This window comes from Rahnella sp. PAMC25617 (genome assembly GCF_050606005.1).
GTDB lineage: Bacteria > Pseudomonadota > Gammaproteobacteria > Enterobacterales > Enterobacteriaceae > Rahnella > Rahnella variigena.
Genome location: NZ_JBOCUM010000007.1, coordinates 119,009 through 129,008 on the forward strand (window position 1 = coordinate 119,009; position 10,000 = coordinate 129,008).

Sequence of the window (10,000 nt, forward strand, 5' to 3'; positions counted from 1 at the left end):
CTCAAAGGATTAGGACAATGGCAGGGAGAAAATATCTCACTCATTTGGAAATTGAGAAACTGGTCGCCGCAACTGCGGTCGGAAAGAACGCAGTCAGAGATAAATGCATGTTATTAATGTGTTTCATTCATGGCCTTCGCGTCAGTGAATTAATAAAGTTACGGGTAAACGACATTGAGCTGGCAACGAATATAATTCACATTTCCCGGCTGAAAAATGGTTTTTCGGTTCATCACCCGTTACAAATCCGCGAGGTAAAGGCAATTAAAGACTGGCTGAAAGTCCGTTCGCAATATCTTGATTCAGACACTGAGTGGTTATTTCTCTCACGACACGGTGGTCAGATCTCCCGCCAGCAGATCTATCGTTTAATACGCAACTATGGAAAGCAAGCCGGTATCAATGTCAATGTTCATCCTCATATGCTCCGCCATGCCTGCGGGTTTGCGCTGGCAGATAAAGGATGTGACACCCGGCTGATTCAGGATTATCTCGGCCACAGAAATATTCAAAATACCGTTATTTATACGGCAAGTAATGCAGAGCGGTTCAGGGCCATCAATATTTAGCCGTGTTGATCTGCGCCCCAAACGGAAATGCCCGCTTTAATTATGAAGGGGCATTTCCCCCCGCCCGCAAGCCTCTCCCCTTCACGGCCTGTTCAGCACCTTTTTGAAGACATTTTTTAAGACCTGTTTTTTAACACATGTTTTTCAACATCAGGAACAGCTCGGAATCGGTTTTCACTCCCAGCTTACGCATCGCATTGCATTTGTGCGCACTGATGGTTTTGATGCTCAGCTGCTTAGCTTGCGCAATTTCACGCAGGTCCATGCCGTTATAAAGATGTCGCAGCACCTCAGTTTCGCTTCGCGTGATCCGCGCGGAAACCTGAATGTTTTGCTCAGTCAGACGCACCAGGTCGCAACAGATCCGCGGGCTTAAAACGCGCTTTCGGGCAAATGCCTGTCTGAAATAATCCTCTGTGTCGCTCAGCGATTCACCGCGCGCAATCAGACTGATATTGCGCTGGTTTACCAGCTTTCGCAGTTCGTTGCCGTTATGGCAAAGCGTATAGACCACCATATTCAGACGGGGAAATTGCTCACTGAGATTTAGCAGAATATCCAGCCCCTGGTGCAGGTTTTCCTGCGCGCTTTGCAGATCCGTCACCAGAATATCCACGGACTGATACATCAGGGCTTCTGAGATTTTCTCCAGACATGTCTCTTTCACGCGGATATCGCAGCCGCTATCAATGGACTTGATCAGTGATGACAGTCCGGAGAGCGTCAGCGGCTGGCTGTCCATCAGCGCCACGGCGCGGGTCGATGTATGAGTATGATGCATAACTCTCTTGCTCCTTGCTGCCGGGCATCATTTCCCGGCACCGTTCCATTTACGGATGCCCTTTTGCCAACGGGATTAATGGCTGGCAGCCGGACCAATCTTCGCCATCCATGTGCCCTGGGCAAAGAGTTCACTGTCATTGTGAAAACCCAGTTTCATCATCGCATTGCGCTTATGCGTGCTCACCGTGCGGATATCGCGATGCAGCGTCTGCGCGACGCTGGAAACGCTCATGCCCGAGAAAAGACAGGTCAGCACCTCCAGTTCACGGGCGGTGAGTGCCGGGTTTTTCATCGCGGTGGTCGTCACCAGCCTCTTGGCTTTCGGGCTCAGCCACTGTTCCCCGCCGGCCATCACGTCAAAAACACATTGCACCAGCGCCAGCTCCGGCTCGTGTTTAAGTAACACACCGTTGGCCGGAGAGGACGCCAGCAGTTCCAGCACGCGGTGATCGCTGAAATCAGTACAGATGATGATTTTCATCTCAGGATGTGAATCTTGCAGATGAGCCAGCAAGCGCAGGCCATCAAGCACCGATTCCTTTTCGCCGCAGATGTCCATGATAAGCAGTGCCGGCAGCGAACGGGCGATGGCCGCCGGAATACCCGCAAGGCGTTGTACATAATTGACGGATTTTGTGATGCCGCAGGAACCGGTCAGTACGCGCTTCATGCCCAGAGCAGTAACGGGACAAGCGTCCATAATCAGTACGCCTTCCGCCGGTAAATTTGGGCGGAAAGCGTCAGGGGTAACATGACCCGGCGTGAGGTTTTCGACACTGTTCATCATAGCTTCCTTGTTTTCTCAGTCACATTCCCGACAGGGACATAATCCGGTACAAAATCCTTATTTTCCTCAGTTGCTGAGCGTCCAACGGGCTTACTGGTAGGTAAACGTGACTTGCACGCTGCCGACAATCGTCCCCGGCGTCACCTTCCCCTGCGCGGTGTACGCCCGGGCGCGCATATCGAACGTGGTACTGCGGGTGGCGGTGTCAATGTTCTGAACTTTCTGCGCCGCGTTTCCCAGTGCCGTACCGTCGCTGGTTTGCAGCTGGATTTGCACCTGCGTGGCGCTGCCGGTGTTGGCGTACATGTCGCTTTCAGTCTCATCCGGTGTCCCGTTGACGGTCATGGTGGCTTCGGAGGTCGAGGCCGGACACGCCGTCAGCGCAATCGAGAAAGGTTTCCAGTCTGATGATGAGCCGGCCTCTGCCATCGACGAGGCCAGAATCTTCTGCCCCAGATCCACATTCATTCCGCCGGAAGGCAGGCTGATCGTGCACGGCGACGCTTTAATATTGCCGGTGATATTCAGCACGGTGTCCGCGCTGGCGGGTTGCCACAGCGTGCTGGCCGTCAGCCCCAGTCCAAGCGCCAGAAACAGCGCCGGTGCTTTTCCCTTAGTGATTACAAATGCCGTTAAGCCTTTCATCTTGGTGATATTCCTTTACCGGTCACGTCCCGGAATTACTGTATTTCTGCGCGGATAGTCGCGGTGGCGGTGAAATCACCGGTGCCCGGCTCTTTGCCACTGGTGTTAATCGGAAATAAGTTAATCTGCGACGTGCCCACCTGAGAGGCGTAATCCATCGTCAGCGGTAAGCGGCCGCTGAGCGGTGCCACGGTGGCGCCCGCGCTGTCCTGGATCCTGACACCCACATCGGCGTTAGTGGTCGAGAGTGCGGTCGGATCGTTGGCATCCGGCGTTCCCTGGAAAGAGAGGCTGACATTGACGCCTTCAGAAATATTGGTGCAGGCCACGTTGAAATTGACGTTTTTCGGCGAGAAGTTTTTCGCCATCTGACCTTTGGTGGCGATATCGCCCGACAAGATGTCGCCAAACGGTACCGTGATCACGCCTCCGCCATTGATAACGCACGACTGTGGCACCGTCACTGTGCCGCTCATCCAGACGGTCGAGACAGGAACGGCCGACTGCGTCGTCGCATCAGAAGCGATATACACATCCACGACTTTGGTCAGCGGAATGGTTTGAACACCGACAAAAGGCCGGCGGAAATAGAGTGAAATGGTGCCGCGTGCGCCGGTGGCATAAGGATATCGGGCGCAGCTGGTGGCGGTATTCTGGTTACTGACACTGGTGAACGGCGTCGATTTATAATCGCCAAATCCCCCGGCGATATAAACCTGACTGGCCACGGCCAGAAACTCGTTGATACTGTAATAATTCAGGTTACCGTCGGTGTACGCCAGCCCGGTATCCGGTACCTTTGCGGTCACATAACCCCCGACGTAGCTGCCGGTGCAGGAACAGGTCACATTGTAGTTACCGCTGAGGTTCCACTGATAGGCGTTGTTAACGATCTTCCCGGCCGTGTTTTGGGTCGGGTCAGTTAACAAATAACTCATGTTGAACGTATAGGATTTTGTCCCGTCCGTCGGGGCGCAATCACCTGCCTGCGCATTGGCGCTCAACATGCCACCGGCCAGCATCAGCCCGAACAATGCACCCTTCTTACCCCCGGACACGCGGCGGAGGATTGGCTGGCGTGGTGAAGTCACGTCTGTTGATAATTGATTCATACGATCGGTCATGTCCATGTTCCGCCTTACCGGCAGTCTCCGTTAATAAGTTGAATACCCGACGTGGCCGGTTGTTCAGGCAGGCGATAGTTCACCTGACAGGACTGCGCCGCTGAATTACCCCATTTCACTGTCAGCGTGCCGCTGTCGGACATGCCTGACAGATAAACCTGGCCGCCGTCCCCGACAATGCTGCTGTTCTCCTTGTCCCCGTTGTTCACGCCTGCGGTGGCACCAAATGGCACCGGCTCGCCGTTGGCGCGGGTCAGTGTCATCAGCACGCGCTGGCCGATGTTCGGATCAAAGTCCGCACGCACCACCGCGCCACGCGTCGGGATCACCGTGGTACTGGTCAGCGTCATATCGACGTCGTCCGGCAAGGTTGAGGTATCAAGGGAAATCTGGTTACGCCGGTACGCCGTGGCGTAAGGCACCACCGCATAGCCGCGCCAGTCGGTTTTAACCCCGGTATTGCTGGCGATGCTGACATCGTCGGCGCCCGGCGCTTTCACCAGCACCACCGTTTCACTCAGCGGTTGCGAGAAGGTCACGCCATTTTCGTGCAGTAAAATGCCGCCCTGCAGACCGTAATCCATACGGCGCTGGCTGCGGTCGTAGCCGTAACCGGCATTCACTTCGCCGTATCCGCCTTTATAGTCGGCGCTGGCATAGCCGTTCGCACCCTGCCCCTGCGTGGTGTAACCCTGACTGATGTTGTAATTCAAATTGTCGTCACGCAGCGCCGTCCCGCTCAGGCCGACGTTATGCGAAGTATTGCCGTTTTTACTGCTGTTGAGGTTATAGGTGGCGTAACTGCCCGGCAGCCATTTGCTCAACGGCACGCTGATATTGACGGCCACAATCTGATCGGTGTAATAGGTCCGGTTGCCGTTGCTGTCCGTGCCATTGCGGTTATAGGTGTAGTTAACCCCCCAGGAAATGCCTTCCCAGGTGTTGTTGTAACCCACGCTGCCCGACTGGGTTGACCGGTTGTTATTCCAGTATTCTTCTTTCACCAGACTCAGCGAAAGCGCACCGCCCTTTTCCCACAAGTTCTGGCTGAGGGTCAGTTCAGCGCGGCTTTTCTTATGATCGCTGTAATATCCGCTGCCGCCGGAGTAGCTTTCCAGCGCTTCCTGCAAGGTGTAAAAACCGGCTGTGGAATAACGGTAGCTGGCCAGGCTGAAGTTGGTGCCTGACTCAACAAAGCTTTTGCCGTAACGCAGACGGTAAGACTGACCGCTGTCTTTTGGCGCGTCTTCCTGTTTGGTCCAGGCCTGCGTCACATCAGCGGAAAGCGCACCGATGCTGCCGAGGTTTTGACCCAGCCCCATCGCCACCGACTGGTATTTGCTGGCCGCCTGCAAGCCGCCATACACCGTCGCACCGTGCGATAAACCATAAATCGCGGTGCCCTGAGTGAACGGCGTCTTTTCGACGTTATCGTTATACGAGCGGTACTGACCGCTGGTGAAGCTGTATTTCAGATGTCCTTCGCGCTGAAGCACAGGCACCGACGCAAAAGGCACCACCATATTTCGCTCACTGCCATCGGCTTCTTTAATCGTCACATTCAGGTCGCCACTGCCCGCTGTCGGATAGAGATCTGAAATGGCAAAAGGCCCGGCAGGCACGTAACTCTGGTAGATGACATATCCGTTCTGGCGGATGGTCACCTGCGCATTACTGTTCGCAATGCCTCGCACCACCGGCGAATAGCCTTTCATGCTGTCCGGCAACATGTCGTCGTCGGAGGCCAGCTGTAAACCGCGAAACGGCACTGTATCGAACACTTCGGTCGGCGAGTTACTGTCGCCTAACGTCAGCTGACTCCGCAGCGTCTGAATATCACGTTGCAAATAGGTATTGATGGAATCCCAGTGGTCAGTGCCTTTGCTGTCGCGGTTCCAGGTGGAATAGTTACGCAAACGCCAGACACCCAGGTTCGCCCCGGAACGCAGATTCAGGTAATAGGTATTGCTGTTACGCGTGTCGTTTTCACGCGCTTCAGTGTTCGCACCGCTGAAGCTGTAGTTCATCAGCAGCGCAGGAATACCCGGATCCCATTTGTCAGGAGACACGTAACCGCGCGCCTGCGAATTCAGCGCCGCCTGGGGAATGCTCAGATCCAGCCGTTGCTGATCGAAGCGGAAAGCAGCAGAAGACTGCGCTATCGCACCGGTAAAATTGGCACACTCGTCTGTCGCCTGGATGCCGGGGAACATGCCAATCTTCACGCCCATATCCCGCAGCAGTTCGCCGCTCAGGCAGGGCTGCAGGCTTTGTTTACCCGCCGCATCCGTCGTCAGGGTAAATTTAACGTCGCGGGTATCGACCTCTGAACCATTCAGATAAATATCAACACGATAAGTGCCTGGCGGCTGTAAATCCCCCTCTTCGAAAATCGACAGATCCGCATTTCCCTGTGCAGGATTATCGATTTCCAGTAAGGCCGGGTTGAAATATTCCGCTGCGCTGGCCAGATGCGTTCCGCCCATTAACATTGCTATCTGGCACGACACCAGCCAGGCAAGCCGGGAACGCGTAAAGCCGGCCGAATGATGACTTTTCGTTTTGTTCTTCATTGTGTTAATTCCATGTTGCAACGCAGCCAGAATTTCTGGCGCTACTCCCTCGCCGTCCTTGTTTACCGCCGTGACAGACTTCTGCTGGTCATTAATTCAGGTCAGAGACTGGCAATAAAAGGTTTGCTGGTGCCGCCGTAATCGTTGATGAATTGCCAGCTCAGTGAGCCGCCTGTGACGCCAGCCGGTAAGTCAAAACTGGCATCAGACTGCGGTGCGACCATGGTGACGTTCTTCATCGCGCTGCCATTGATTTTCACGTTGAAGAAAGTGATGTAATGCGCCGACGGATTGGTCACCTGAATGCGGTTACCGGTGCGTTTCCATGTCAGCGTTTTGGCGGACTCTTCCAGCGTACTTTTCACGCCTGACGGGCGAAAAATCAGCTTGATGCGCGTTTTCACGGCAATCTGCAGGGTGTTTTCCCGCTTCTCTGCGGAAGGGATCGATTTGATATTCAGCCAGTACAGCGACTCTTTGGTCTCAGGCAAATCACCGCCCGCACGCACTACGCGCAGAATGTTTTGCTGATTACCGTCAAGGCGGAATAAAGGTGGCGTCACGATGAACGGCGCTTTGTCAGCCGGTGCTGTTTTGCCGTTTTCAGCGCCATCCACCCAGGACTGGATCAGATAAGGCGTTTTATCGGGGTTACTGATATTGATGGAGGATTCTTTCTTGCCGCCGTCATAAATGAGACGCGTGCCGCCGACCACGACACCCGCCTGTGCGGCCATGCCGAAGGTCATTAATAATGCTGCCACCGCTGTAGCGCGCCATGTTTTCATGGTGTCCCTGCCTGTCTTAACCATTCAAATAGACCAGGGGGATGCACTCCCCTGGTCTGACTTAATTCAACTGAAGCGAATCAAAAGGCTTATTGATAAACCACGGTGAACTGAGTCACGCCGTTTGCATCACCCACGGTGACTGAGTCAGTCAGGGAGATGTAACGGGCGCTGAAGTCCAGGTTGTTAGGACCGGTGCTGACCAGCGGATAAACAGAGGAGTCTTCGTACAACGGAACCACTTTGTTCTGGTTGTCAGAAATCTGAATACCTACGCCTGAAGCAGTGCTGTCACCGGCAGTCAGCGCCAGCACGGTGTTGTCACCAGAAACCTGAGTACCGTCGAAACGCACGGTCGCACCGGTCACGGTGTCAGGGCAGTCGGTCAGAACTAAAGTGAATTTTTTGGCAGCGGCCAGTGAACCCGCAACAGGGAACGCGGTACGGGCGATATTACCCAGGAAGACATCCTGGTTTTGAGAAGCAGTATCGATCGTACAAGCTGCATCTGTGATAGTGCCAGTGAAGTTAACGGCGCCATCTGCTGCAAAAGCAGAAGAAGCGAATACAGAAGAGGCGACCAGGGCAACAGCAAGAAGATTCTTTTTCACGAAATTTTTCCTATTAACATAATGCACATCGAAACACCTTTCCCGGTGTCCGAATTAGTTTTGACAAAACCATCTGTCATTCCTTTATTTAGTTCATGAGGTTCCACCCCACTTAATAAGCCGCCGGACGGGTTTAACCCCGAAACCCAAACGATTCATTTTGAACTAAAGTGACTCCTTTGGTTTATTGTGCTAAATAGGGAATATCGTGCAGAATTTAATGCTTTCAAATGATTTATTTATGAAATTAAACTAAAGTATTGACAGGCGGAGTGAGAATGGCGTGAGAAATCAAGCGAAGAGGATATAAGAAAAAACCGAGAGACTTCCGGTGTAGTGAAATAACAAATTAACTTGTAAGTAATTGAATTTTAGATGATTTTAATAAACTTCTGCAGAGGGGTGCACTCAGTATTGACAGAAATTTACCGGCTGATTAGAGTATGCTCCAATTTAGTTCAAAATGACTCCATTGAAACAATTAATTACAGGTTAACTACCAGACTTCTTTAAATCTTTTGGCGTTGCTCGCCGTATATAAAACCGTGTTCTGAATATTACGATGACCTAAATAATCCTGAATTAAGCGGGTATCAATCCCTCTGTCTGCCAGCGCAAAGCCACAGCCGTGTCTTAACATATGCGGATGAGCATTAATAGTCAGATTAGCGGCCTGACTATAATTTCTAATTAACCAGTAAATGCGCTGTCGTGATAATTTTGAACCGCGATTAGAAAGAAACAACCAGTCGGAATCCGCACCACGGTATTGCTTTCTTTTATTCATCCACAGCATTAACGATTTCCTTTCCCGCATATAGAGAGGATGAACGGTAGAGAAGCCATTTTTTAACCGGTGGATGTAGATATTATTGCCTTCCATGTCGATATCCGAGAGCCGCCAGCTGCTGATTTCACTGACCCGGCAACCGTGGATAAAACACATCCAGATCAGGCAATAATCCCGTTCTGCGTGCCTTCCGCGCAACGTAGCCTCAAGCAGTTTCTCAACTTCAGACGGAGTCAGGTATTTACGATTTTTCATAGTGCCTCTTCATGTTCATGGTGTCCCGGATAAGTATTGATTTCAGTGGCACTCATCATTCAACACTTTTCCGAAAATGGAATTAGTGATCGCCTGCTGCACAGCGGTTCATTAATTCATCGTTTAATCACAGGGATTTTTAATATCCCTGCGTGTTTAAAGCCCTCCTTAAAGTGATGCGTATAAAGTCAATTCACACATTTTCAATATACGTCCTAAACCAAACGCCATCAAATAAAAGAGAATACAAACCAAAGCCTTATGATTATCACCACTGACGATTAAGTTTATATCATATTCGCCATAACGGAGGCGTAATTTAAAATAATTCACGGTTTTTAAACCATTGTGAATTATATTTAACCTGTCACGGACGTGGCTATCAGCATGGCGTATTTTCGCATTAACCCTTTAATACCCTCTCAATTCGGGGGCTACGAAGGCGTTTTATCCTGCCTGTGGCAGGAATTTTTTACAAGGAAATTTCTGAGGCTTTTTACGCATTTTCAGAGCGGGCGAGGATTTTATTTCAGGGGTATAGCTTAACATCCGAAAGTTGTGCCAAATATTCGGTGATCTGGCAACCACAAGTCGTTTTTTTACCGGCGACGGCGGGGATAAGTAAAGCAGGAACAACCTGAGTTTGCATAAAAGCAAAAAAAAACAGGACGCAATGCGTCCTGTTTTGGCCAGGCTGAAGATAGCGGGGGATCAGGCGGAAAGACCACCGTCCAGAATGAGAGTTTGTCCTGTCATGTACGTGCTGTCTTCACTGACCAGCCACGCCACCGCGCCTGCCACTTCGTCCACCTTTCCGAAACGTTTCATCGGAATCGTTTTACGCAGCGCCGCCAGCTTGTCTTTAGGCATATCAGCGAGAATTTCGGTGTCGATATAACCAGGCAGCAGGCAGTTAATCCGAACGTTAAAGCGCCCCAGCTCTACCGATAACGTCCGCGCCAGGCCGATCATCGCTGCCTTACTCGCCGCATAAGCACTCTGGCCACTGTTACCCTTTATGCCCGTCACCGACGACATCATTACCACCGAACCACCGCCCTGCATCATCATCGGT

At 52.0% G+C, this 10,000-nt stretch carries 10 protein-coding genes; 1 reads left to right on the top strand and 9 read right to left on the bottom strand.

The window, feature by feature from the left end; genetic code table 11:
- Positions 1 to 17: 17 nt before the first annotated feature.
- The gene (locus ACM615_RS11425; protein WP_129638704.1) at positions 18 to 569 is read left to right on the top strand and encodes a tyrosine-type DNA invertase; all 552 of its coding nucleotides are present in this window, start codon (positions 18 to 20) and stop codon (positions 567 to 569) included.
- Positions 570 to 699: 130 nt separating this feature from the next.
- On the opposite strand, the gene ACM615_RS11430 is transcribed toward ACM615_RS11425, so the two are convergent.
- The 9 genes from ACM615_RS11430 to ACM615_RS11470 form a co-directional block, all read right to left on the bottom strand.
- Positions 700 to 1,350, bottom strand: a complete 651-nt coding sequence (locus tag ACM615_RS11430; protein WP_112287873.1) for a helix-turn-helix transcriptional regulator — start codon at positions 1,348 to 1,350, stop codon at positions 700 to 702.
- Between the two features lie 75 nt (positions 1,351 to 1,425).
- Entirely contained in the window at positions 1,426 to 2,139 is a 714-nt protein-coding gene (locus ACM615_RS11435; protein ID WP_232829840.1) for a response regulator transcription factor, read from the bottom strand.
- A 90-nt stretch (positions 2,140 to 2,229) separates the two neighbouring features.
- Positions 2,230 to 2,784: a fimbrial protein gene (locus tag ACM615_RS11440; RefSeq protein WP_129638703.1), complete on the bottom strand. Its 555-nt coding sequence runs from the start codon at positions 2,782 to 2,784 to the stop codon at positions 2,230 to 2,232.
- A 35-nt stretch (positions 2,785 to 2,819) separates the two neighbouring features.
- Complete coding sequence (locus ACM615_RS11445; RefSeq protein WP_157960970.1) at positions 2,820 to 3,908, bottom strand: fimbrial protein; 1,089 nt, start codon at positions 3,906 to 3,908, stop codon at positions 2,820 to 2,822.
- 14 nt (positions 3,909 to 3,922) lie between these two features.
- Positions 3,923 to 6,481: a fimbria/pilus outer membrane usher protein gene (locus ACM615_RS11450; protein WP_112287869.1), complete on the bottom strand. Its 2,559-nt coding sequence runs from the start codon at positions 6,479 to 6,481 to the stop codon at positions 3,923 to 3,925.
- A gap of 101 nt (positions 6,482 to 6,582) precedes the next feature.
- Complete coding sequence (locus ACM615_RS11455; RefSeq protein WP_120162744.1) at positions 6,583 to 7,269, bottom strand: fimbrial biogenesis chaperone; 687 nt, start codon at positions 7,267 to 7,269, stop codon at positions 6,583 to 6,585.
- An 89-nt stretch (positions 7,270 to 7,358) separates the two neighbouring features.
- A complete protein-coding gene (locus tag ACM615_RS11460) occupies positions 7,359 to 7,880 on the bottom strand; it encodes a fimbrial protein (RefSeq protein ID WP_112287866.1) in 522 nt (173 codons plus the stop codon).
- 496 nt (positions 7,881 to 8,376) lie between these two features.
- Complete coding sequence (locus tag ACM615_RS11465) at positions 8,377 to 8,925, bottom strand: tyrosine-type DNA invertase (RefSeq protein WP_095922315.1); 549 nt, start codon at positions 8,923 to 8,925, stop codon at positions 8,377 to 8,379.
- Positions 8,926 to 9,636: 711 nt separating this feature from the next.
- Positions 9,637 to 10,000 (bottom strand): SDR family NAD(P)-dependent oxidoreductase (locus ACM615_RS11470; RefSeq protein WP_431011911.1); only part of this gene is annotated, 364 nt, incomplete at its 5' end.